20 protein-coding genes are annotated in these 23,553 nt (G+C 51.0%); 9 read left to right on the top strand and 11 right to left on the bottom strand.

Features of this window, described 5'->3' with window-relative positions; all coding sequences use genetic code 11:
• Positions 1-151 precede the first annotated feature (151 nt).
• Complete coding sequence (locus AR333_RS17360; RefSeq protein ID WP_156430945.1) at positions 152-376, top strand: hypothetical protein; 225 nt, start codon at positions 152-154, stop codon at positions 374-376.
• 49 nt (positions 377-425) lie between these two features.
• On the opposite strand, the gene AR333_RS17355 is transcribed toward AR333_RS17360, so the two are convergent.
• From AR333_RS17355 to AR333_RS17340, 4 genes are all read right to left on the bottom strand, one after another.
• Positions 426-902, bottom strand: a complete 477-nt coding sequence (locus AR333_RS17355) for a GyrI-like domain-containing protein (RefSeq protein WP_367584672.1) — start codon at positions 900-902, stop codon at positions 426-428.
• Positions 903-965: 63 nt separating this feature from the next.
• Complete coding sequence (locus tag AR333_RS17350; RefSeq protein ID WP_068776632.1) at positions 966-1,910, bottom strand: YafY family protein; 945 nt, start codon at positions 1,908-1,910, stop codon at positions 966-968.
• Between the two features lie 269 nt (positions 1,911-2,179).
• Positions 2,180-2,836 carry a cysteine hydrolase family protein gene (locus AR333_RS17345; RefSeq protein WP_068776631.1) on the bottom strand — a complete coding sequence of 219 codons (657 nt, stop codon included), beginning with the start codon at positions 2,834-2,836 and terminating at the stop codon, positions 2,180-2,182.
• A 168-nt stretch (positions 2,837-3,004) separates the two neighbouring features.
• The gene (locus tag AR333_RS17340) at positions 3,005-3,850 is read right to left on the bottom strand and encodes a helix-turn-helix transcriptional regulator (RefSeq protein ID WP_084783788.1); all 846 of its coding nucleotides are present in this window, start codon (positions 3,848-3,850) and stop codon (positions 3,005-3,007) included.
• Between the two features lie 418 nt (positions 3,851-4,268).
• On the opposite strand from AR333_RS17340, the gene gdhA reads away from it, so the two are divergent.
• Together gdhA and AR333_RS17330 are read left to right on the top strand one after the other, a co-directional pair.
• On the top strand, positions 4,269-5,651 hold the full coding sequence (gene gdhA / locus AR333_RS17335) for an NADP-specific glutamate dehydrogenase (RefSeq protein WP_068776629.1): 1,383 nt from the start codon (positions 4,269-4,271) through the stop codon (positions 5,649-5,651).
• A 367-nt stretch (positions 5,652-6,018) separates the two neighbouring features.
• The gene (locus AR333_RS17330) at positions 6,019-7,065 is read left to right on the top strand and encodes an LLM class flavin-dependent oxidoreductase (protein WP_068776628.1); all 1,047 of its coding nucleotides are present in this window, start codon (positions 6,019-6,021) and stop codon (positions 7,063-7,065) included.
• Between the two features lie 349 nt (positions 7,066-7,414).
• Here AR333_RS17330 and AR333_RS17325 read toward each other — a convergent pair whose 3' ends face one another.
• The 3 genes from AR333_RS17325 to AR333_RS17315 form a co-directional block, all read right to left on the bottom strand.
• Positions 7,415-9,214, bottom strand: a complete 1,800-nt coding sequence (locus AR333_RS17325; RefSeq protein ID WP_172798887.1) for a LuxR C-terminal-related transcriptional regulator — start codon at positions 9,212-9,214, stop codon at positions 7,415-7,417.
• Between the two features lie 158 nt (positions 9,215-9,372).
• On the bottom strand, positions 9,373-9,918 hold the full coding sequence (locus AR333_RS17320; protein WP_068776626.1) for an AAA family ATPase: 546 nt from the start codon (positions 9,916-9,918) through the stop codon (positions 9,373-9,375).
• A gap of 288 nt (positions 9,919-10,206) precedes the next feature.
• Entirely contained in the window at positions 10,207-10,869 is a 663-nt protein-coding gene (locus AR333_RS17315) for a TVP38/TMEM64 family protein (RefSeq protein WP_068776625.1), read from the bottom strand.
• A 339-nt stretch (positions 10,870-11,208) separates the two neighbouring features.
• Between AR333_RS17315 and AR333_RS17310 the strand changes: the two genes are divergently transcribed.
• Positions 11,209-12,321, top strand: coding sequence for a hypothetical protein (locus AR333_RS17310; RefSeq protein ID WP_068776624.1), 1,113 nt, complete (start codon positions 11,209-11,211; stop codon positions 12,319-12,321).
• A 147-nt stretch (positions 12,322-12,468) separates the two neighbouring features.
• Here AR333_RS17310 and AR333_RS17305 read toward each other — a convergent pair whose 3' ends face one another.
• A complete protein-coding gene (locus AR333_RS17305) occupies positions 12,469-14,238 on the bottom strand; it encodes a methyl-accepting chemotaxis protein (protein WP_068776623.1) in 1,770 nt (589 codons plus the stop codon).
• Positions 14,239-14,598: 360 nt separating this feature from the next.
• On the opposite strand from AR333_RS17305, the gene AR333_RS17300 reads away from it, so the two are divergent.
• Both AR333_RS17300 and AR333_RS17295 read left to right on the top strand, forming a co-directional pair.
• Positions 14,599-15,330, top strand: a complete 732-nt coding sequence (locus AR333_RS17300; RefSeq protein ID WP_068776622.1) for a metallophosphoesterase — start codon at positions 14,599-14,601, stop codon at positions 15,328-15,330.
• 35 nt (positions 15,331-15,365) lie between these two features.
• Positions 15,366-15,860 carry a DUF1648 domain-containing protein gene (locus AR333_RS17295; RefSeq protein ID WP_068776621.1) on the top strand — a complete coding sequence of 165 codons (495 nt, stop codon included), beginning with the start codon at positions 15,366-15,368 and terminating at the stop codon, positions 15,858-15,860.
• 219 nt (positions 15,861-16,079) lie between these two features.
• On the opposite strand, the gene AR333_RS17290 is transcribed toward AR333_RS17295, so the two are convergent.
• From AR333_RS17290 to AR333_RS17280, 3 genes are all read right to left on the bottom strand, one after another.
• Positions 16,080-16,910, bottom strand: coding sequence for a hypothetical protein (locus tag AR333_RS17290; RefSeq protein WP_068776620.1), 831 nt, complete (start codon positions 16,908-16,910; stop codon positions 16,080-16,082).
• Between the two features lie 125 nt (positions 16,911-17,035).
• On the bottom strand, positions 17,036-17,350 hold the full coding sequence (locus AR333_RS17285) for a helix-turn-helix domain-containing protein (protein WP_068776619.1): 315 nt from the start codon (positions 17,348-17,350) through the stop codon (positions 17,036-17,038).
• A gap of 355 nt (positions 17,351-17,705) precedes the next feature.
• Positions 17,706-18,398 carry a hypothetical protein gene (locus AR333_RS17280; RefSeq protein ID WP_253735893.1) on the bottom strand — a complete coding sequence of 231 codons (693 nt, stop codon included), beginning with the start codon at positions 18,396-18,398 and terminating at the stop codon, positions 17,706-17,708.
• Positions 18,399-18,549: 151 nt separating this feature from the next.
• On the opposite strand from AR333_RS17280, the gene yedE reads away from it, so the two are divergent.
• From yedE to AR333_RS17265, 3 genes are all read left to right on the top strand, one after another.
• Complete coding sequence (gene yedE, locus AR333_RS17275) at positions 18,550-19,755, top strand: selenium metabolism membrane protein YedE/FdhT (RefSeq protein WP_068776618.1); 1,206 nt, start codon at positions 18,550-18,552, stop codon at positions 19,753-19,755.
• Positions 19,756-19,757: 2 nt separating this feature from the next.
• Entirely contained in the window at positions 19,758-19,985 is a 228-nt protein-coding gene (yedF, locus tag AR333_RS17270; protein ID WP_068776617.1) for a sulfurtransferase-like selenium metabolism protein YedF, read from the top strand.
• Between the two features lie 174 nt (positions 19,986-20,159).
• Entirely contained in the window at positions 20,160-23,552 is a 3,393-nt protein-coding gene (locus AR333_RS17265; RefSeq protein ID WP_068776616.1) for a response regulator, read from the top strand.
• Position 23,553 lies beyond the last annotated feature (1 nt).

Here is a 23,553-nt window from a genome sequence, read left to right as displayed (position 1 = left end):
TTTAGAATTTATTGTAAAATGAGTCTGGAGTCATAGCCGTTTAGAATCGGGCGGGAGGGAGTCCCGGGTGTTGCTGTTAACCTGCACCGGTAACTCAAAAAAAGCGCCTTCCCAGGTTCGGAAAGACACTTCCATGAAGAGAGGTAAAGCAATGAATAAACTTGGAATTGTATTCACTTCGTTCGGACTGTTCTTTATTGCACTTGGAAGCTGGGAAAAAATATTTTTATTTTCAACTAGCCCTTCGGAACATATGCAGCTAGTACGCAACAACATTCCATCTGAAATATGGAATATCACCAGCTACACCTTATACTCCGGAATCTTCCTGTTTGCACTTGGAGTCCTTATCGTCGCCGCCACCCGTAGGAAATGAGAACTTGTTACTCTGCATGCGCCCTACTATTGTCACGCTTATTGCCGTGCTATTTCACGGCTACAAAAATCTCGACAACGGCGGCCGCCGGGTCAAACTTCGCAAGATCGTACCGCTCAAAATCCCCCGTATAAGTCCGCTCCTCTGAGGATTGCCCGAAATACTGCCAGATTTCCTGCCACTTTTGGGCTACGACCTGCTGCACCGGCCCTCTCTGCGTAGTGAAAATCTTATACTTCGCTGCGGGCACCGCCGCTGTTGCAAGCCCTTCGCGTACTTCCCCCGCCCCGAGCTCATGCCCGATCAGCGCCGTATACGCTCCGCTGGCATCCGTTTCATAATCCGTGTACAGTCCATAGAGAAACTGAGGGTTCCGGATGCCCGGCGCAACCGATAAGCCGCTCTCAAAATATTGCTGCCACAAGGCTCCCAGCTTCCCCTCCGGTCCCGCTTCCTGCTCGTTAGTTGTCCGGCAGTGGACACCGGTCAGTTCAAATGCCGGCAGCTGTGTATAGTTGTTTGTCATGTTCATACCCTCATTTCCGTTCATATACTTGTATCTTACGGGATTAAATTGGACATCAGTGTGTCATATTTCCGCATATTGATCCACAATTTGGGCAGCACGTCTCTTCAGTTCCTTCACCACCGCAGCCGGCCCTTCCACCTTAACCTTATTCCCGTAACTGAGCAGCTGGCTATAGAACCATTCGTCGGCGTTAAATTCCCCCATGACACGCATCGTCCCGTCTTCCAGATACTCAACCTGTTCGGGAAAATAAGAATCTCCCACCCGGTGTTTGACCTCCGGCCGAAAAATCAAGATGACTCCGGCCACTTTATTATCCGCAGACCAGGCGGCATCCCAGCTATAAGCATCTACAGGAGGCGCCTTGCGTGCTTCGAAGAGCCGGGTGTGTACTTGCCATTCACATATCCTCGACAGCCTGAAAATACGAAAGTCCGCTCTCAGCTTGCAGTATGCCAGCAGGTACCACACGTTTCCTTTCAGAATCAGACTAGCGGGTTCTACCTCTCTCTCTGATTCGCTTCCGTTCATATTAGTATACCGGATCGTTACCAGCCTGGACGCCGCAATCGCTTCCTTGAGCGCATTGACTTTATCTCTGACCGCCTGCCCCTGCCCCCATGGATTAAAATCAAACGTAATCGCCTCACCGCTGATATCCAGCCGGTCCCTCTCCGTCTTGTTCAGCATAGCTTTCACTTTCTCAAGCAAGTCGGCCAGCTTACTGTCATCCAGAGCCGTATGAATGCCTTTGACCGCAGCAAGCAATGACCGCAGCTCTTCCAGTGAGAGCACCTGACGGCTTAGGGTATAATGCTCCATTATTTCGAAGCCTCCGGCAGTTCCCTGATGAGCAAAAACCGGAATTCCCGCCCCGCTAAGGGTTTCCATGTCCCGGTAGATCGTCTTGGTAGACACCTGGAACCGGTCGGCCAACTCCTTGGCGCTCATTTTTTTACGGTTCAGCAGCAGAATGGTCATCGCGAGCAGCCGGTCAATCTTCATTTCATCCTCCCCCTCTATACAATAAGAAAAACCGGCAGCTCATAGAAAAGCCCGGTTTGTATTAAGATGCTATGGTTTCTTGCAAAGTCAGTCTTCCCGGAATAATTCGCGGTACAGAAAGGGTCCTGTGCAAGCTAGTTATGGGTCCCTCCATTATGTTCCCCGTGGAACAATCGGTACCCGCTTCTCTTAAATGTACCACGTATAATCAACTGAAACTAGACCTATCAAGGTACCGTCGTCCCGAGCTATACACACCCTTCAGCCCCTTATAAAGGAGCAGCGACTCCGGCCACTTCGTTCACAACTTCATTTGTAGGCAGCATAACAATGCCGATCCTGCTCAATTCGGTGATTCCTAACTCGTATACGCCGGATATTGCATCTGGCACCATTACTACTCTAAAATCACGTTCGCTTGCTTCATACATAGTCGTCCGGGGACAATTGGGAAAGTTGCAACCGCTAAAAACGAGTGTATCCGTACCCTTTCCTCTTAGGAAGGCTTCCAGCTCCGTCCCATAAAAAGCCCCCCATCTCGGCTTGTACATCACCCATTCGTTAGGCCCGATTTGTTGAAATTGCCCCCGCAGCAAGCTTTCCGCTTCCAGATCAGGTGCTTCCTGCGGCTTAATTTCAGCAACCAATTCAGCGCCATCCGTTCCTGGAGCAGCGATGACGGTCCCGTTCTCGATCAGTTCTTTGCGGCAGATATCCACATTGGCTCCATCTGTTTGATAGAGGCGGATCACGTGGACAATAGGCAAATTTGCCTCCCGGTATGCCTGCAGCAATTGCTGCATATAAGGCAGTACCTCCGCAGTACCCGCTATGCGGGCCGGAGCATCCGGCAGAGTAAAGTCATTCTGGGTGTCAATCGTGAGCAGCACAGATGACGCCCAGTTAGGTGCAGTATATTTGTTCATTTTATCACCTCTATTAAAATGATCGTTCACTCGGGCACTTCCATATTTATCCTAGCACTGATATTCTTATATGGAAAGAGATTGCCGAATCAGCTTGTACCTATCTATAACAAAGACCGATCCCCTAACAGAAGGGTCCGGTCCTGTTCCTGACTTGAGCGCTGGAACTTATTCTTCTTCAAAAGAGAGATTAAGGGGCTCGTCGTGCAGTCCCCCGTCCACTTCCAGGTTCGTACTAGGCACACTCAGATCTACAGTCTCGAAGGCGAAACCGTCTGCCCAGACACACCCGCTGCCGTTAAGCAGGACGCCGAACGATATCGCTGCGCTTGCCGGAGGCACATCAAGCACGATGGAGTAATGGTTCCAGTGATTGCTTCCTGTAATCGGCCGGTTACTCATGTTGTCGAACTGGAGAATTTCGTCCGATGCGCTATCCACCCGCATCCACATGGCTGCGAATTGCTTCACATCGTCTGTTTTAATGAATGCAGAGAGCTTAATTCGCTCACCTCGGTAGTGGTCCGCTTTAAAAGCCTGCATCATAGTACCGAATTGCTCGGCGGATTCAACCATCATAGATTTCAGATATCCTGATGCTCTTCCTTTATGAACCGTGTGACGGTCGATGCCCATCTCATAATGAAACGGATGGCTTCCGCTTAGAAACCAGCCTTTTACGGGCTGCGGGGTATTCATAGGTAACTCCTCCTTTTGCTGATTCACTTTGTTCATCAGTTTGCGGTAACGTCCCGGCGGAAGATGGTATATTTTCTTGAACGCCCGGGTAAACGCCTCCTGCGATTCAAATCTGTAATGAAAAGCAATATCCAAGATGCGTTCATTCGTATACAACAGCCTCACAGCTGCGCCGACAATTCGTCTCGTCCGCACATATTCGGTGATCGTCATCCCAATTTCCGCCTGGAAGATGCGGTGGTAATGGAACATCGAGAAGCCCGCGGATCGTGCGATCTTTTCCAGAGAAAGTTCTTCTTCCAAATGCTCTTCCATATAGTTAATCGTCTGCTGAATAATCGGATGATAGCTCACGCGAACGCCTCCTTGTCTATAAAAATATCAGAATTGATTAAAATTATTTTGATTTTTTTTGCGAAATAGGATATTATTTTTCATTAAACTCACACTTTATTTCTTCAACGCGTTATAACGTTTCTGGATTAAGAGATTTTTCAATGAGTTAAGTTCGATTTCAGGTCGGATTCCTCTAGTTTTATTGACCACCGGTGAGTATGCAAATTGTTTTCAGAATATTTAATCTGTCACAAAAAATTTGCAAATTACTTTAAAAATACCGGTTTCAAAAAATAAAAAAGTTGCTGTATGATCAAAAACATGTAAAATTACTTTAAAAGATGACAACAACCTGACTCAAAACGTTAACTAAATTCTTAAGGGCTGGTGACTATGTATGGGTGTAACGCTTCAAGGCACTACCGGTAATGACGTCAAAGCGAAGAACTACATCGAGGAAGTTTACAAAGGTGTTCTGGAGCGTAACGGACACCAGTACGAATTTCAGCAAGCGGTTAAAGAGATCGTAGAATCCCTTACTCCCGTATTTGCTAAAGATCCGAAATATATGGAAGCTGGCATCCTCGAAAGACTCGTTGAGCCAGAGCGCCTCATTTCCTTCCGCGTACCATGGGTAGACGATCAAGGTAAAGTCAGAGTAAACCGCGGCTACCGCGTTCAATTCAACAGCGCAATCGGCCCTTACAAGGGCGGACTCCGTTTCCACCCTTCCGTTAACGAAAGTATCATTAAATTCCTGGGCTTCGAGCAAATCTTCAAGAATTCCCTGACCGGCCAGCCTATCGGAGGCGGCAAAGGCGGATCCGACTTTGATCCAAAAGGCAAATCCGACGGTGAAGTGATGCGCTTTACACAATCTTTTATGACTGAGCTATCCAAATATATCGGTCCGGATACAGACGTTCCGGCTGGCGACATCGGCGTTGGCGGGCGTGAAATCGGCTATATGTTCGGTCAGTACAAAAAAATCCGCGGCGGATTTGAAGCAGGCGTGTTGACAGGTAAAGGTGTTCTCTACGGCGGAAGCCTGGCTCGTCCTGAAGCGACAGGTTACGGAACGGTTTATTTTGTACATGAAATGCTGCAATCCAAAGGTCTTAGCTATGAAGGCAGCACGGTAGTCGTGTCCGGCTCCGGCAACGTGGCGATCTATGCGATGCAGAAAGCTAAGCAGTTCGGCGCTAAAGTTGTAGCGTGCAGCGACTCCAACGGTTATATCTACGATCCGACCGGTATCAAAGTCGAAACCGTACAGCAGCTTAAAGAAGTGGAAAGAAGACGGATCAGTGATTACGTTCAATTCCACCCGGAGGCTACTTACCACGAAGGTTGTTCGAACATCTGGACAATTCCTTGTGACATCGCACTTCCTTGTGCCACTCAGAACGAAATCGATCTCGATGCCGCGAAGACTCTAATCAGCAACGGCGTGAAAGCCATCGGTGAAGGTGCAAACATGCCTTCCACTCTGGATGCTATTGATTTGTTCCTGGAGGCGGGTGTGCTCTTCGGACCTGCGAAAGCAGCAAATGCCGGCGGTGTTGCCGTATCTGCGCTTGAAATGGCACAGAACAGCTCCCGTCAATCCTGGTCTTTCGAAGAAGTCGATGCCAAGCTTCATGATATCATGAGAAACATCTACCAGAATTCCATGCTGGCTGCTGAAGAATACGGCCATCCGAACAACCTTGTGGTTGGCGCTAATATCGCCGGCTTCAAGAAAGTAGCCGATGCTATGCTGGCTCAAGGCCTTATCTAATGCAATCCGCTCACCTTTAATACCACGGAATTATATAATACGAACGCCTCTTGGGCCCCTCAGGGCTCAAGAGGCGTTTTTTTGCTGTATTCTTGCAGACGGCGGGCTGAACCCTTCTCTACATTGTCGATTCCCGGGTGACCTCTTCAACCCCCTGAATCGGCCGGAGCCGGGACTTACAGGGCAGCCGTTTATGTTTACATAAAGTGCCTACTTGCTTTAAATTATATATTAGCTAATAATTATATATGAGGCCCAAACGGGCTTTTGCAGATGATCCGAGTTCATTCAGCGCATAATACGATGATTACAATATAGCGCTGCGGTTTGTTCATAGAGAGTTCTATTATAGAAGGGAGAATTTATTATGACTGAAGAAAACAAATCTGCCCGGGCTGCTAAAGGGATTGGAGAGACCCCTTTCTCCATACTGGACCTGGCCCCCATCACGGTAGGCCACACGGCGGCTGATTCTTTGCGCAACACCCTGGATCTGGCCCAGCATGCGGAGAAGTGGGGCTACAACCGGTTCTGGCTGGCCGAGCATCACAATATGCCTGGCATTGCTTCCTCGGCCACATCGGTCGTCATCGGCCATGTCGCCGCCGGTACGAAGTCGATCCGGGTCGGCTCCGGCGGCATCATGCTGCCGAATCATGCGCCACTGGTCATCGCCGAGCAGTTCGGCACGCTCGAGTCCCTGCACCCCGGGCGCATTGATCTCGGGCTGGGGAGAGCACCCGGCTCCGACCAGCTCACAGCCCGCGCACTGCGCCGGGGCCCCGAGAGCGACGGCCAGTTCTTCCCGCAGCAGCTAAGCGAGCTGCGGGCTTACTTGAGCCCCTCCTCGGGCTCAATGGGCGTGCGGGCTGTGCCGGGCGAAGGCCTCGACATCCCGATCTGGCTGCTCGGCTCCAGCGGCTTCAGCGCGCAGCTGGCCGGACAGCTCGGGCTGCCGTTTGCCTTCGCCAGCCATTTTGCGCCGGATTACCTGCTCCAGGCGCTGGAGCTGTACCGCAGCAGTTTCCGCCCGTCGGAAGCGCTGCAGGAGCCTTACGCCATGGCCGGCATGAACGTCATTGCAGCGGATACCAATGAGGAAGCGCAGCAGCTGGCTACCTCTATGGAGCAGCAGTTCCTGAATCTGATCCGCGGGCGCACAGGCAAGCTCAATCCGCCGGTAGCGGATATGGATGAGCTGTGGACATCACAGGAGAAAGCCATTGTCCGCGATAAACTAGGTTTTGCCGCGATAGGCAGCAAGGATACGGTCTTGGACAAACTATCCTTCTACCTGGAGAAAACTCAAGCGGACGAATTTATCGTCACTTCGCAGATTTATGACCACCAGGCACGCCTGCGGTCTTATGAAATCCTCTCCGAAGCAGTCGGCTTGCAGGGCAGAGCCCGCTGAACAGGCAGGATGAAGAAGGGTGAGCAGCCTTTGGCAAGCAAACGGCGAGACGAACTAGCCGATCTCATCAGCCTGGACTGCTTTCTTTTCCTTAGCTCTTCCTCTCACCGGTAAACATACAAATGGACGCGATCCCTAACGATCAGCGTCCATTTTTTATTTTACGCAAAAACGAGTTTGCACGGAGCGAAAGCTCTCAGCGGCTTACATTATGCGGATCAGCAAGAACGCCGGCTCTGCTCTGGCAGCCTGCTTCTTGTGAGTAAACCCGATGCCGGCAAGTCCTGGGTCTTCACTTACCCCGCTTGTATTGGGCGTTTTGTATTCTGCGTTTTGTATCTGGCGCTTCTTATGCTGGCGCCCCTTCATCCAGAAGGCCGAGGAATTTGGCAATCGTAACCGCTTTGATCCGTCGGTCCACTTTCATTTTTCTGAAGATGTTCTTCACATGGATCTTGACGGTCGCTGTAGAGATGATCAGACGCGAGGCAATCTCCTGATTAGAAAGACCGGCTGCCATAAGCTGGAGCACTTCTTTCTCTCTTGCGGTCAATGATTCCATGCTGTGTGTGAGTGCCTTTGCCTGTATGCCCGGCGGAATTACGGGTGGGGTATCAAGACTCTGCTGCGCTAAATAGAGCGCCTGCACGCCGAGGATCTGAAGAACGGGATGCCGCTCAGCCGCAAAAGCGCGCCTGTTCAGCTTGTTCTCCAGATACAAGCAGCCCGCGGCCTGCCCTCCCGTAATCAAAGGAAGCGCGAGCCGGGAACCGCGGGCCTCTTCGCTCAGCAGGATCGGTCTTGCTCCGTTTATGCAGTCCGCGAGGAGCTCTTCGTCCAGGCTGGGGTCGTCCGCAAGCCGCTTCACAGTGCCGGAGACGACAATCTCTCCGGCACTGCTTACCGCCGACAGAATGCGGACCCGCACCCCGCTGCGAGCCGTCACCAGTATGGCGCGCTCTGCACCTGCACTCTGCAGCAGCAAGGTCATCAGTTTCGCCGCCATTGCCGCGCCGCTGCCGCCAAGCGTAAAAGCCTGCGAAGATTGAATAATCGCAGACAGATCGAGCACCTGCGAGTAGCTGGCGCTCTGCTCCAGAGTAACCGCCGCTGCGCCATGAGCTTGAGCTGACGGCTTGTTGCCGTCACTGCGCTGTCCAGCGCGCGGACTATCTTCAGTCCACTGCGTGCCTGGCCGTACTGTACAGCTGCCCGCCGGATTCGCCGCTCCGGCTTGCAGTTCCCGGGGGGCCGTGCCTGCACGCAGCGCTGACGCAGCTTCTACGCTGCGGTCGCCGTGACCTCCGGCGTGAAGCGCTGCCTGCCCAAGGACGGGTTCTGCCGCTGCGCACAGCTCATCCGCAGCCACTGCCTGCAGGGCTGCCCGCACTTGAGCTGCGCTTCCGAAGCGCTCCGCCGGATCTTTGGCCAGCAGTCTCATGACAATATCCGCCAGCCTCTGCGGAATACCCCCAAGGCTGCCGGGCAGAGGGGCTGGACTTTGCGCCATATGGGCATGGGACCAGCCCAGCGCGTCCTTGGCCGCATACGGCAGGCGCCCCGCCAGCTGCTCGTAGAGCGTGACTCCCAGCGAATACAAATCCGACCGGGTGCCCACGCCATGGTTCATCCGTCCCGTCTGTTCAGGTGACATGTAGTACGGGCTGCTTTCCATCAGCGGTATGCTGCTGTCCTGCCAGGTTCCATCTACCGCTCTGCTTGCATAGCCGAAGCCGGTCAGATAAACCCGCAGCGTCGTTTCCTGAATCAGAACCGTGTCCGGTCTGATATTCAAATGCAGGACATGATTGTCATGAAGCTCCTGGATAATTTCTGCCAGCCGGATGCTTATATTTAACAGGTCCCGCGTAGAAATCGGCAGGATCTCGGCATACCGGCGAAGCGTATACCCTTGAATAGGCTCGAATTCAAGAGCCATACCGCTGCTGTGCATGATCGCTGCCGTGGGCGCGAGAATACCGTCCATTTTTAAGGAGGAAGCCACTTTATATTCATTCAGTAATTTACCGTTCTCGGTTAACGTCCGGTTTCCGTCTTTGACAACCTTCAGGAGCACCTTGCGGGAAGAATGCGCAGACCAGGCGTAGCAGATCAGAAAACAGGGGTCATCATAAACAATTTCAGTCAATTCGTAGCCTTCTAAAGTAAACATAATCGAGTCCTTTGTCGACGGAAAGCAGCTCCTCTTTAAGATGGGAAGACTTTCGTCAGGAGTTCAGAATATCCTAACTTTACCATTGATTGTTTGCACATGGCTACTTTTCTATAAAATGCCCCTTATTTCTGTCAGGATACAATATGAGCTTCACTCCACGCCCGGCTCAGAATCTCCTCTACTGTCTCCTCCGGCGTCAGATTAGACGAATCTACCCACATTCCGATCTCGGGTGTTTCGTTGTTCAGCACAGAATACAAGCCCTCTACCGTCCATTCGCCATAGCCTTTCTTGGGACGGGCCGCTTCTCTGGCAGCGACCTCCTGCGTATCCGGATTCAGCACTACGACGTAGAGGGGACGAGTCCGGACAAACGACAGGAATTCCGTCAGCATGGGTCCCACCACAACGTCCTGCATGATTACGGTAAAGCCCTGACTATAATAAGTATCCGCTGCTTGGGCGCTCAACCGGTAACGAAGTCTTAGCTGCTCCAATTGGTCCTCTCCCGCGTCAGGTTTCACTTCCTTGCGGTCACATACGATCATTTTCCTGAAAATATCTCCTCGCAAATGTACCGACTTATTAAATTTTGCGGCCAGGAGCTGAGCAACCGTCGATTTACCGCTCGCCATAATCCCTGTAATCAAAAACATACATGGTTGGTTCATCGTCATCCTCTTCCCTCTCCCTCCAATGCTATAACTTACTGCATATTCATCAGTGTATCACGGGCGTGTCTGAGGAACCGAAGGAGCGTATAGATATACATAAAAATTCCTGATCTCCGGTCATTTACAGGTCGAAGAATTTGATTTCACACAAAAACGACCATTGCCTTCTTGCGAAGGACAACAGCCGATGTTAGCTCATTTATTCATGCCGAGGACTAGCCTCTCTTGCCGCCTGAAGCAGCTCTTCTTTGGTGAAATCAACTCATCCGGAGCGGAGGAGTTGATGGAGTATTAATTCTTTTCTAAAGTTACTTCAGCGGATTCCTCAATGCTGCGCTGTGCTGATTTCTTTCCTTTCCATAAGCGGTGAATTCCTAAAGTAATTAGAAGGAAGACCCCATAGACTCCAACGGTGATCAGAACATTCCTAGGCTCGGTCATCAAGTTGTCTCCTACGAAGGCAAACAGCAGCATGGCGGGAATTTTACCGAGCGACGAAGCGACTGTGTAGGACAGCAGCGAAACCCGGCTCAAAGCCGAGTACACATTGATTAAGATCGAAGGAACGAAAGGAATCAGACGGGCAAAGAGAATAGCCAGGAATGCATTGCGTTCAAACAGGGCGGTGACTTTGCCCAATCGCCCGGAGCGCTTCAGAAGTCTGGCTCCCCACTCTTGATAGCCGTACCGGATGAAAAGGAACATGAGGACGGAAGCAGCGGCAGAGCCAATCCAGGTAATAAAACCACCAAGAACGGGCCCGAAGGCAGCACCGATCACTCCGCCGACTACGGGATACGGGATCACCGGGAACAGAGCCATTAAAGTGGCTAGTCCCGCCGCCATTGGAGCATGATCCGACTCCCGGAACCAGGTTAACAACGCTTCTCCGTACACGTATATCAGACAGGCAATGATGATGTAAAAAACGGTAAGGCTTATTTTTTGATACATTCATTTTCTCCCGATTCGTAAGCTTATTCTCTTATCATACCACACCATACGTTCAAACGATCCGGTTTACAAACAGGAGTATATTCGAAATTATTCCAAGACTAGATTCCGATTAATTTGACATTTAATGTATTAAATTACATAATTATTTGAAGCGCTTACTTGTTAAGAATGTCCGATCCCGATATCTGTACTTTTCAAGCGGCCACTTCATCTGTTTGCAAAGGAGGGAAATGAAAGACTTCAGCGGTTGTCCCAGGAAGGAAGCGCAAAGGAAGCACACCGTACCGGAACAGATTTTCTCACAAATACTGTTCAATCCAAGGAGGTTATTTTCCAATGAAATTCAGTCCCAAGCACATGCTAAGTCTCGCTCTTGTACTCGCACTTATCCTAACCATCCTGCCCACAGCAGGTAATGCGGAGTCCCGCCCGAATGCGGATACTCGCGCAGGCTGTACGGCAAACTGCCATACCAATAACGCAGCTTTTCTTAATGCAGACTGGTTCAATGGGAATATAGCCCTGTCCGATCAGCAAATCGCCGATTACGTGAACAAATTGAAGCAGTATAAAATCAAATATCAGTTCGTTGATGTCGGTGTTCTCATAGATTCGAATACGGCAAGCAACGGTTCCCTACCGGCTGCGGGATATTCCAAGCTGGCTAACTGGATCAAGGTTTCCAGGCAAACCGACCCTAACCAGCTGATCATTCCGGCTTTAAACTATGGGTCCCGGGCACCGAGGGTGAACGGCGTCAAAACGCCGAATCCTAATTTCGGAACACAGACGTTTAAAGCCAACCTGAATGCGGCGGCCAACAAGCTCGTCAACACGGGCCTGCAGATCAATGGCAGCGGAACCTTCTATAAAGCGGACGGGATTCATCTGGATATTGAAGGGTTTATCTCGAATGATACGGTGCTGCTTGGTACTCTGCAATATCTGCGCGACAATGCTCTGGCAAGCAACACGAACTTCTCCCAATCCACACCGGCTGATTTTGGCTCCTCCCCTGTGTGGAGCAATGCGTTCATCGCGCAGGTGGGGGCCATCCTTAACCAGGTTCAGCCGATGATCTATGACCAGATGGGCTGGGGGTCCCCAATTGTGGATGCAGCCAGCTATCAAGCGCTGTGGACTCAGGAAGTGAAACGCTACAGCACCGCGCTGGATGGCACTTCCAGCAAGCTGATGCCGACTATGCCCGCTTACGAGAAGAAGACAGCCGAAGACGGCACGGTCTATCATGATCCTGCGGTTGAGAGCCTGTACAATGCGGCTAAAGGGCTTCAGGCCGCTATCGCTTCTCCTGGCGGCGCCAATGTACACGGCGCCAGCATCTTCTGGTGGAGCCATTTTGCAGGGTACCACCCTACTGTGTATGCTCCCGCCCTATACCAGGCTGACCAATCCAATTGGCTGAACGAATGGGTGAATCATCCTTAAGAAATGCAGCCTAAGCCAGCGGCTTGACCGCTTTGCTAACGATTAATAAACGCCTGTCCAAACGGATAAAATCCGGGGACAGGCGTTTTTGATTCGAATATGGAAATCATGTGAGATGAAAGCAATGAACAGATTCGTTCAGAATACTCAGGATGCCGGGTTGAATCCCAATTCCAGCTGATTCTCAGAAGACTGGGGTGCCTGCTTGTTGTCAGGTATTTCTTGTGAACGATGGAATTTGAACTGATGGATGTTGTCCTGCAGACCTGCGGCCATGCCGTCCAGCGACTCCGATGATGCAGCTATTTCCTCCATAGAAGCCAGCTGCTCTTCGCATACGGCTGCTATGTTCTGGGACTGGTCCGAAATCACAGAGGACAGTTCCACAAGCTGCTGCTCCGTGGCCAGAAGCTGCTCGGTCACCGCAGACAATTCTTCCGTCGCTGCGGATACTTCCTGCGCCTGCCCTGCAACGACTTGAACAGCCTTATAAATGTGGTCAAAAGCTTCCCCTGTGCGGTCCATGGCCCGGGCACCCGCTTCAATCTCCTCAGAGCCTGCCTTCATCGCCTCTACCGATCTGCCGACCTTTTCTACCATACTGCGGATTCCGTCCGCGATCTGTCCCGATGCATAACCCGTCTGCTCGGCAAGCTTCTTGACCTCTCCCGCCACAACGGCAAAGCCTTTGCCATGTTCTCCGGCCCGTGCTGCCTCGATACTGGCATTCAAGGACAGCAGGTTGGTCTGACTGGCGATTTCTTTAATAAAAATACTAATCTTCTCGATCTGCTTCGACTGCTCACCCAGCTCGTTGATCACGGCAGCCGATGTCCCCATTGTAGATTGAATCTGCTTCAGTTGAACGACTGTCTCCTCCAGAAGCGCGCGTCCCTGCTGCGCCTCCTGATCCGCCCGTTCTGCCGATTCAACGGTGATTGAGGCGGACTGGGCAATTCTTTGAATGCTGGCTGCGCTTTCCTCCATAGCCAGCTTATTTTCTCTGATCCGGGCCACTTGATTGTCAGCCGTCTCCGAGATGCCCTGAACAGCTTCCGCAATCTGCTGAGCGGACATAACAGCCTGCCCGGAACCGCCGGACAGCTCCTTGGAGGCCGAGGCCACCTGCAGGGCGTTATCGTCGATGTTCATCATAAGCGTCCGCAGGTTGTGCTTCATGTCATTGAAGGCGCGTGCCATATCGCCGATCTCGTCCTGTTGTTTGACCGCTACATCCTCCGCTGTCAAATCGCCGCCGGCGATCCGTTTTACAGAGTCCGCCACCAGCGTAACGGGACGCGAAATCATGCGGATGATGAAAAAGGCCAAAAGCGCTCCTATGAGAAGGGCCAGCAATACGGCCGTCAGCACCATCACTTTGTTGTTCTGGACCTGCTGAGCGGTTTCTGTCACGGTTTGATTTAACTGGGTTTGCTGGTAATTTTCCAATTCTTCTGCCGCTGCTGCCATTTTCAGAGCCAGCGGAACACATTTCTCTTCCACCAGACGAACATAATTCTCGGTATCTGCTTTGAATTTGTATACGGCAATTTCGTTAACAACGCCCGCATATTGCTTCTCCAACTGGAGCAGCTGATTTGCATATTCCTTCGCTTGGGCCGATGTGATACTCTCCTGTAGTTCCTGCATATCCGCCTTAAAGGCTGCTCTGTCTTTCTCGTAGCTTACAAAGTGCTGATCATTGCCTGTTAAAAGATAACCCCGCACATTTTTGGTCTGGTCCGCCGCCAGAGTTCCTAAATTTTTAGCCAGCAGAATCTTGTGCACCCGGTCTTGAATGAGATTCTCGTAAGCCTGGTTGACGCGGGTCAACCCCATCCAGCTAATCGTTCCTACCAGAATCGTCAACACCAGCACAGCGGCAAAACTTAAGGTAAGCTTTTGTCTGAATCTCATAAAAAACCCCTTCGGTCTTTTTATTTTTTTAGTTCTTTGTACCTATTAAACAGGATTATTATGATTCTAAACAGTGAATTTTCATGCCTACATAAAAATAATAAATCTAAAGCGAGTTCTTGTTAAGGCCTATATGCCTAAAGTTCAGAAATTGTAAGAAACTAGCTTCAAAAGCCCCATCATTGGAACTTCCAGGGACTTGGATGTGCGAAGAAATTCTGAATAACTGCGGTATGAAATCTTACATATTGTTCTAATTTTTCTAAGAAAGAAGGAAGGCGGATCAGAAAAATCGAAAATAAAGAAAGCAGAAAAAAATAGAGAGCAGACCAGCTGCCCGATTAACGGAGGACATTACTTGTGGACAAAATCGCTATTCTATCCGACATCCACGGCAATATACCGGCGCTTGAGGCTGTATTGGAAGATATCCGCCGAAGAGATATTACGAGATTATTGTGCCTGGGGGACCTGGTCGGCAAAGGTCCTCATTCCGATCAGGCGGTAGATCTGATCCGCCAACATTGTGAAGCCGTTGTAAGCGGCAACTGGGATGATTTTATAACACGTGAAGCGGAGTACCCGGATCTGTGCTGGCATCAAAATGTGCTGGGAGAAGCACGGCTCCATTATTTAGCCGCTCTTCCTTTCACGATTGAGTTCTATATGAGCGGCCAATATGTGCGGCTTTTTCACGCCTCGCCTCGCAGTCTATACGAACGTGTACAGCCTTGGGATGACTTGGAGAAACGACTATCGCTATTCGAATCCTCCGAGCACTGCACGGCCAATGTTCCAGCCGATATCGTAGGCTACGGGGATATTCACAATGCCTATCTTCAGCATTTGCAAGGAAAAGTGCTGTTTAACGTCGGCAGTGTAGGCAATCCGCTCGATGTAACGCAGGCATCCTACGTCATTCTGGAAGGCAGCTATAAATCCCGGTCAGCCGCGCCCCTCGATATCAGGTTCGTCAGAGTGCCTTATGACATCGAGCGTGCTGTCCAGCAGGCCATTGATGCAGACATGCCTCACCTGGAAGCATACATCAGAGAACTGCGCACCGCGAAGTATCGCGGGATCAAAGACTAGGCAGCAGCCGCATATCTATTAGGCGAGGTGATTCTATGCAAGTAAGCCAACCTAAATTAATCATTGATCGAACGGTGCCCGAACGTATATCCGACTTCCTGTCGGTTCTGCTGCTAGCAGGCGCTGCTGTCCTCCTAGCGCTGTACTGGAGAGACATTCCTACGGAAATCCCGATTCATTTCAACGGAAGAGGGGAGCCCGACCGGTACGGCGGCAAGGCTTACATTTGGATGCCCATGGCACTAGCCTGCGTTGTATGGATCGTGCTGACCCTGCTGGAGAGATACCCTCATGTCTATAATTATTTCAACCTGACTGAGTCAAATCGCAAGAATCAATACTTGAATGCCCGCATGATGATCAACATCATGAAATCAGAAATTGTACTCTTCTTTGTCTGCATCAGTGCCCAGATCTACGTGACAGCCAGGAATTATGATTTTAATCTGCTTGCCTGGGGGATGCCGGTTTTTTTATTACTGCTTGCGCTAATCCTTGCATTTTTTATTAACCGGGCAAGAAAGTTATAGGGAAGGCTCTATTCATGTATAGCAATACTGCCGTCCCTAGTCGGGAATAATGGAAGGGGACAGAAATTATAAGAGCCTGCCGGTTCGGATCAATCTGCCGGCAGGCCTCTTTAATCTACGGATACAGCTCTATCTCATCAGCTTCGGAGAATCCGAGGCTCATCCGCAGACTGTTTCTGCATGGACGAATCTCACACATTCCGGCTTGGCGGACTCTTCTTACTTCACCTTTTCAGTACCGAGGAGCTCCAGCCAGTCTTGTTCCTCTACCGTCTTGGACTCCAGCTTCTTTGCGAGATCCTTGGATGGCTTCGGTTCGTTGAATCGTATGTAATCCACGTACGTCAGGTTGTCCGCATAACCGGACAGATTCGTAAGCAGGCAGTAACCTACCTGCAGCTTAGTCGGAAGATCCGTCCGCTCGTGTGCGTCCGCAAACTTCCACTGGCCCCCTTCTTCTTTGTACAGTTTGACGACGTTGCTGCCGATCCTTGCAAGCTTGAGTTCGATCCACTCCGTTTGTACATTCTCTGTTTTGTAGATAAATTGACTATTTACATTTTGCTTAAAATCAATGAGTCTGGTTCCGTTCTTGCCTCCGGTGGTCAGGTACTCCCAGTTCTCTTTGTTATCGGGCACAACCGTTCCCTCCGGCTCGCCGGGAGCCCGCATCATCAAGCCGGCCATATCGAACTCACCGGAAGGAACGGATGCGCTCTTACCCGTCACTTTAACCCTCATGGTGGCAACAAAGTCACCGGTAATGGTTTTGTAGGAAAGGTGTCCGGTGTTCACTCCATACCAAGTACCGGATGTAGGCTCCAGGAACAGGTGCCCTTCGCTCGTCTGGTTGCTATCCGCTCTGCTTAAATAGAAACCATTCTGGAAAGTATCTCCGGCTTTTTTCCATTGGGCCAGCGAGGTGCTGTCGTTGAATTCATCACTTAATTCGGCTAGTTTGTCCACAGCCGGACTACCCGCATTCGTGCTGCAGCCGGATAAAATCATAACGGTTGTAAGCACGATAACCGGAATTGCTTTTTTAAACATATTGAATCCCCCTCTTAGATCCATATTTTCTAGACTCTACGTCCATTAGACCAGAGAGGGATATCTTGCACAAGAAGGCACTTTTTGGTAACGGGGTTACCAAAAGGTAAGAATTAAGGGTTCACCTACGGTTTGAACGTTGTACCCCATGTAAAAAGACTGCTGAGAATCGGCTTCATTGCTTTCCCTTTCTCCGTCATGAAGTAAACGACACGCGGAGGCATCTCTGCGAAAACTTGCCGTCCGATAATTCCATCCTTCTCCAATTCCTTCAACTGTTGAGACAGCACCTTCTGGGAAACTCCTGGCAGACGCCGCTGCAGCTCATTGAACCGGAGTGTCTCGTGCTGCAAATACCATAGTGCAAGTACCTTCCACTTCCCGCTTAGTGCATCAACAGCAATCTCAACCGGACATTTCTCATATTGAATAGCCATCATCTACTTGCCCCCAGCATCGGATTAATTAAAAAAATAAACACAACTCCGTTTCACTCTGCTATAATATCACGGTCCCTGTTTCCAGATATATACTAATTAGGAAAGGTGGTGGATTTGCATAAATAAGAGTAGAATATTAGCAATATTTTTGCTCACTGCTTCTGCCATATTCCTTATATTATTCCTCTTGCTGTATGTAGGCATGACTAACAATATTATTCGTCTGAACTAACTTCCGTTACGGAAGTTAGTTCTTTTTCGATCCCATTACGATTCACGGGGTAATCTGTCGCTCTGTCGTCATCTCTGCCCGCCGATCTCCCTTAACCGCCTTCTCATCTCTTCCAAATTGGCGTTAAACTGCTTCAGTCTGTGCCCTTTGGCACCGGAAGGATGCGGAAACCCCCATAAACAACGGACGGGGTCCAATATGCCTTCCTGCCTGGCGAGGTGCAGAACAACCTTCGACCGTTTTTCCCAGAGGAATAATAAGAGGCTGATCCAGCAGACAGAGTTCTTCTGCAAGGAAAGCAAGGGAACGCTCTCTTAAGAAAGCGGTTTTCAGCAAATCCGGGTTCGATCCGGTGTAGTTCTTCTCTCCAATGAAGACAGGATAACGGAGCAAAGAAGTGGTGTGCAGCAGGTTCCGATGCTCCAGAAACAGTCCCCCGCAGGACGGAATGCCCAAGTAGTGGTGCAGTTCCAGCCTGTTCAGCATCCCGGTCAGATTGTGTCTCATCGTCCCTGCGAACGACGCCTTTTCCTTGGCCGCTCTGCTTATTGCCTCATGAGTGAGGCCCAGCTCCAGCCCGCGTCTGGCTTCTTCAAAAGCTGCTTTCATCTGAGTCCACCCCGGCGTCAAACCAATGATGACTACCTGGGCCGACCGATTCATATATTCATTATGCGGGGCATAGTACATGTCTGCAGGCCCGCATCGTTCGATCAGGAACTCTTCCGTCAGCAATTGTTCTTTGGTGAGGCTTGTATACACCGGCAGGGCTCTTAAGGCTGCTGTGTAGGTTTCAAATTCACTGGATAGAATCATGGCCCCGCTCCCTCCTATATACCGCCGGCTTCCATATATCGGCTCCGCTTTAACTAATCTGACAATCCTTCTAGAAAATAATACGCAAATCCGGGGAGCATTTGTAGTAGAATTAAATAGTTGTATTAATGATAGAGGGGATTTAAGCACGATGAAACTTGTATGGAATAAAGTATTCAACAATTACTGGAGCCCGTATGTTGCCATGGGGCTTGCCGGGGTGCTGAGTGCTTTGTATTTCGGACTTACCAGCACCGTATGGGCCGTGACAGGCGAATTCACCCGGCTCGGCGGGCACATATTGGAGTTTTTTGGCGTGGACATCTCAGGGTGGGCTTATTTTAATCTTATCAAAATGAATGGGACTACGTTCACCCGAACCGACGGCTGGATTGTCTGGGGAATGTTTATCGGGGCGCTGATCACGATTCTTCTCAGCAATTCGTTCAAGATAAGAATACCTAAACAAAAGCGGCGTTATGTTCAAGGCTTTATTGGAGGGGTTATCGCCGGATTCGGAGCCCGTCTAGCCTTGGGATGCAATCTGGCTGCGTTTTTTACAGGCGTGCCCCAATTCTCGCTTCATTCCTGGATTTTTATTGTGGCGACTGCCCTAGGGACCTATCTGGGTGCCAAAGTGGTGAGCACTACCTGGTGGAAAGGCAAACCCATCCTGCGGAAAGGAAGCGGCAAGCCTGCGTCCCCCTCCCGCAAGTCTGCACGGATCCAGCCGCTCATCGGCGCTCTGGTCGCCCTTGCGTATGCGGGACTGATCCTTTACTTCTTCTTGACCGGCAGAACCATGCTGGGCATAGCTGCTATCTTCGGCGCCGCCTTCGGCATCCTGATTGAAAGAGGGCAGATCTGCTTCACTTCTGCGTTCCGTGATCTGTGGATCAGCGGGCGCGCCACCATGACCAAAGCTATTGCGCTTGGCATGGCCGTCAGCTCGGTCGCTACCTTGTTCATTATCCTTTATTACGGGCTTGAGCCAATCACCAAGATAGCGGCTCCGAGCACGTTTGTCGGCGGCGTACTGTTCGGCGTGGGAATCGTCATGGCTGCCGGCTGCGAAACCGGTATGATGTACAGGCTGATGGAAGGCCAAGTTGTCTTCCTGCCGGTATTCGCCGGCAACATTCTGGGAGCCACTGCGCTTGCCTATGCCTGGGACCATATGGGCATATACAACCTGCTCGTCAAGAGCGGCTCGCCGATTAATCTCATCCCCGTCATGGGGCCGGCAGGCGCCCTACTTGTGACGCTGCTGCTGCTTGGCATCGGTTTCGCGGTCGCTGTTTATTGGCAGAAAAACTACCGTTTCGGCACGGGGTTCAAAAAAGAAAGGGGACTATAACCATGTCCATAGATTATACGCTTGATCTCAGAGGAGAATCTTGTCCTTATCCTGTTATTTACACACTGGAAACTCTGCGCGATATGAAAAAAGGCCAGCTGCTTCAAGTTATCGCAGACTGTCCGGCTGCCTTCCGCAACGTTCCGGAGGAAGTCATTAAGCACGGATATACGCTTGCGCAAGAACCTGTTAAGAACGGACAGGAATTTATGTTCTATATCACGGCATAGTTCGTTCTTCATCCCTTATTCTATACCGGCTATTATCGAACGCCGCCTGTCATCCTCATGAATCCGATGGCAGGCTTTTTTTATATGCATCCGTTCCTGATCAAAGCCCGCACTACCCATGTCCGCCCGGGAAAGTTATAATTGCATTATTGAAGAAAGGCAAGGTGGAAAGGCATGAATATAAAATGGAAGGTCTGGTTGGGCACCGCCATTTCAATTCTGGCTATAGGCGGCTTAACCACAATTGCATGTTTGTTCTTAGATGGAGTCCCGCTGGCTCTGTCATTAGTGATAGGTTTAGTCGGACTTCTCGTTGGCGCATATCTGATCATAGGTGTTCACCGCGGCATTAATAACGGAATGCGTAGAGTCTCCCAGATCGCTCATGATATGGCGCACGGCTCCGTCAATCCCGCCGATCGTTCCGCTGAGGCCGGCGACGAGTTCGGGCAGTTGGCGCAGTCGTTCCGATCTCTTGCTGTGGACCTCTATCACAAGACCGAAGAAGAACGCATTCTGCGGCTGAAGGCGGAGGAACAGACTTGGATTAATGTCCATGTCTCCGAAATGGCTATTCTCCTTCAAGGTTCTGTTCAGATCGAGCGCGCATCGGAGATATTCATCAGCAAGCTGGCATCGTCGGTACAGGCGACCTACGGCGCTCTGTATGTAGAGCGGGATGACTTGCTGCACTTCGCCGCAGGCTATGCCTACAAGGATATAACGGCCCCCCAGGAACCCATTGCTCCGGGCATTGGGCTGGTCGGGCAGTGCGCGCGGGATAAGAACCCTATCCTGCTGCATGACCTGCCGGACGGATATATTACAATCCATTCCGCTCTCGGCGAAACGAAACCCAAGACGCTCATCATCGTCCCCGTCCTCTATGAGGATGAAGTAGTCGCGGTCATCGAACTGGCCTCCTTGCGGGAATTCACCGATAAGGAGCGACAATTAATCCATCAGACCAGCGCCAATATGGGCATTCTGCTGAACACCTTGTCGGATATCGCAAGGATCGGGGTTCTGCTGCAGGAAACCCAGCTCCAGAAGGAAGAGCTTGAGACCCAAACCGAGGAGCTTCAAGCCCAAACGGAGGAGCTCCAGATGCAGGCGGAAGAGCTCGAAAGCCAGACCGAGGAGCTGCAGGCGCAAACCGAAGAGCTCCAGATGCAGGCCGACAGCCTGTACGAATCCAACGAACAGCTTCAGGACCAAATGAAGATCACCGAGCTTCAGAAAGAAGAAATTAAACAGCAGGCGGACGAACTTAAAGAACAAGCCGATGAATTGTTCGCTTCCAACAAACATCTGCAGGAGCAGATGGAGCTGACCGAAGTCCAGAAGACAGAGATTGCCGAACAGGCCGAGGAGCTCAAGAAACAAGCGGAGGAGCTGTCCGCCTCTAACGAGTATTTAAAGAAGCAGGTCGAACTGACCGAGCAGCAAAAAGTTGAAATTAAAGAGCAGGCCGATGAAATCTTCATGGCAGCCCAGTATAAATCCGAATTTCTGGCGAACGTTTCCCATGAGCTTCGGACGCCCCTCAACAGTCTGCTAATCCTTTCCCAAATTCTCGCAGAGAATAAAGAGGGGAACCTGGGGGCCAGACAGCTTGAGTACATTCATACGATATTCTCAGCCGGGAAGGACCTGCTCACTCTGATTGACGAAATCCTGGATCTCGCTAAACTGGAGGTCGGTAAAATGACCGCAGTCATCGAGCCGGTATATCTGAAAGACATCAGCAGTCATTTCTACCGTCATTTCGAGCAGCAGGCCCGGGAGAAGAATATCGAGTTCGATATTTACTGCGACAATAGCCTGCCCGAGAGTTTCCTGACGGACGGGCACAGACTGCAGCAAATATTGAACAATCTTCTATCCAATGCACTGAAGTTTACAGAGACGGGTGCGGTTAAGCTTTCCATACACGGAACCCCCTCCCCATCCTCGCCATACGGCAAGGACGGGAAGTCCGTGGCGAACGAGATTGTCTTCTCCGTCAGCGATACGGGCATCGGCATCCCGGCATCCAAGCTGGAGAGCATCTTCGAGGCGTTCCAGCAGGCGGACGGCACCACCAGCCGCAAATATGGCGGCACAGGCCTGGGCCTGACCATCTGCCGGGAGCTGGCCGCCCTTCTTGGCGGACGCATCGAAGTAGAGTCGGCGGAGGGCAAGGGCAGTACTTTCTCCGTGTACCTGCAAGCCGCACAAACGGCCTCAGGCAGCTCGGAAGCGGCAGCGGCAAGCGCTACTTCCGCATCGGAACAGGCCAACAAAGATAAGAACCGGTTCCAGGAATCTTTCATACCGGATATTTCAATATCCAATCCGAAGCTGCTCCAGCTATCGGAAATGGAAGATGACCGGGCTAATCTGCAGCCCGAGGACACTTTGCTGCTGATCATCGAAGAGGAAGCCGAATTCGCGGCCATCCTGCTGAAGCTAGCCCGGCAAAGAGGGTTCAAAGCCATTGTCGCCTCCCAAGGCGATCAGGGCTTGGCCCTGGCTCATGCCTACAAACCGGATGCCATTCTGCTCGACACCCAGCTTCCCGTACTTGACGGCTGGTCCATCATCAGCCGTTTGAAAGGCCGGCCCGAGCTGCGGCATATCCCGATTCATATTATCTCGACCGCAGAGGAGAATCAGCAGGGACTTGCCATGGGAGCCTTGGCCTTCTGGAAGAAGCCGAACGATGTCCACGAGCTCGAAGCGGCCTTCCTCCAGATCGAATCCTATATCCGCCGGCCTGCCAAAAGCTTGCTGATTGTCGAAGACAACCCGGATCTGCGCAATAGCGTCGTGGCCTTCATTGCCCACCCCGATGTGAACGTCGTCGCCGTGGCAACCGGACGGGAAGCGCTGGAGCAGCTGGCTTCCAACCATTTTGACTGCATGGTGCTTGATCTGGGGCTGTCCGATATTTCCGGCTTCGATCTGCTGGAGCAGGTCAAGACCAACCGCAAGCTCCAGACGCTGCCGGTTATAATATTTACAGGCAAAGAATTAAGCAAGCAGGATGAACAGAACCTGCATCACTATGCCGAAAGCATCGTCATCAAGAATGTAAAGTCCATGGAACGGCTCTATGATGAGACCGCTCTTTACCTGCACCGCAAACATGCGGATCTGCCGGCCGACAAACAGCAGCTGATCGAGAAGCTTCATAATCCCGAAGCTGCCTTCCAGGGGAAGAACATTCTTCTGGTGGATGACGATATGCGGAATATTTTTGCTTTATCCAGCGTGCTTGAAGGGTATAACATGAATATAACATTTGCCCAGAACGGCAAAGAGGCTCTTACTAATTTGCAGAACCATCCTGAGGTTGACCTGATTTTCATGGATATCATGATGCCGGAGATGGATGGCTACGAAACCATGAGGGAGATCCGCAAAATACCGGACTTCGAGAAAATCGTCATTATCGCTCTGACTGCCAGAGCAATGGAAGAGGACCGGATCAAGTGCCTGCAGGCAGGCGCCTCCGATTATATCTCGAAACCGATTAACACGACGCAATTAGTCAGTATGCTCAAAACCTGGTTGATCAAATAAA

The organism is Paenibacillus sp. FJAT-26967, assembly GCF_001541095.1.
In the GTDB taxonomy this organism is placed as follows: Bacteria; Bacillota; Bacilli; order Paenibacillales; family NBRC-103111; genus Paenibacillus_F.
Note: the sequence above shows the minus strand (reverse complement) of the source record. Positions and strands in the feature narration are given on the sequence as shown.

What these genes read in the sequence shown, in the direction of transcription:
- AR333_RS17265 (WP_068776616.1), top strand. Translation starts at nt 20,160, where the DNA reads ATGAATATAAAATGGAAGGTCTGGTTGGGCACCGCCATTTCAATTCTG.
- gdhA (WP_068776629.1), top strand. Translation starts at nt 4,269, where the DNA reads ATGGGTGTAACGCTTCAAGGCACTACCGGTAATGACGTCAAAGCGAAG.
- AR333_RS17285 (WP_068776619.1), bottom strand. Translation starts at nt 17,350, where the DNA reads ATGATGGCTATTCAATATGAGAAATGTCCGGTTGAGATTGCTGTTGAT.
- AR333_RS17315 (WP_068776625.1), bottom strand. Translation starts at nt 10,869, where the DNA reads ATGTATCAAAAAATAAGCCTTACCGTTTTTTACATCATCATTGCCTGT.
- AR333_RS17320 (WP_068776626.1), bottom strand. Translation starts at nt 9,918, where the DNA reads ATGACGATGAACCAACCATGTATGTTTTTGATTACAGGGATTATGGCG.
- yedE (WP_068776618.1), top strand. Translation starts at nt 18,550, where the DNA reads ATGAAACTTGTATGGAATAAAGTATTCAACAATTACTGGAGCCCGTAT.
- AR333_RS17290 (WP_068776620.1), bottom strand. Translation starts at nt 16,910, where the DNA reads ATGTTTAAAAAAGCAATTCCGGTTATCGTGCTTACAACCGTTATGATT.
- AR333_RS17305 (WP_068776623.1), bottom strand. Translation starts at nt 14,238, where the DNA reads ATGAGATTCAGACAAAAGCTTACCTTAAGTTTTGCCGCTGTGCTGGTG.
- AR333_RS17330 (WP_068776628.1), top strand. Translation starts at nt 6,019, where the DNA reads ATGACTGAAGAAAACAAATCTGCCCGGGCTGCTAAAGGGATTGGAGAG.
- AR333_RS17355 (WP_367584672.1), bottom strand. Translation starts at nt 902, where the DNA reads ATGACAAACAACTATACACAGCTGCCGGCATTTGAACTGACCGGTGTC.
- AR333_RS17350 (WP_068776632.1), bottom strand. Translation starts at nt 1,910, where the DNA reads ATGAAGATTGACCGGCTGCTCGCGATGACCATTCTGCTGCTGAACCGT.
- AR333_RS17310 (WP_068776624.1), top strand. Translation starts at nt 11,209, where the DNA reads ATGAAATTCAGTCCCAAGCACATGCTAAGTCTCGCTCTTGTACTCGCA.
- AR333_RS17295 (WP_068776621.1), top strand. Translation starts at nt 15,366, where the DNA reads ATGCAAGTAAGCCAACCTAAATTAATCATTGATCGAACGGTGCCCGAA.
- AR333_RS17340 (WP_084783788.1), bottom strand. Translation starts at nt 3,850, where the DNA reads ATGGAAGAGCATTTGGAAGAAGAACTTTCTCTGGAAAAGATCGCACGA.
- AR333_RS17280 (WP_253735893.1), bottom strand. Translation starts at nt 18,398, where the DNA reads ATGATTCTATCCAGTGAATTTGAAACCTACACAGCAGCCTTAAGAGCC.
- AR333_RS17360 (WP_156430945.1), top strand. Translation starts at nt 152, where the DNA reads ATGAATAAACTTGGAATTGTATTCACTTCGTTCGGACTGTTCTTTATT.
- AR333_RS17345 (WP_068776631.1), bottom strand. Translation starts at nt 2,836, where the DNA reads ATGAACAAATATACTGCACCTAACTGGGCGTCATCTGTGCTGCTCACG.
- yedF (WP_068776617.1), top strand. Translation starts at nt 19,758, where the DNA reads ATGTCCATAGATTATACGCTTGATCTCAGAGGAGAATCTTGTCCTTAT.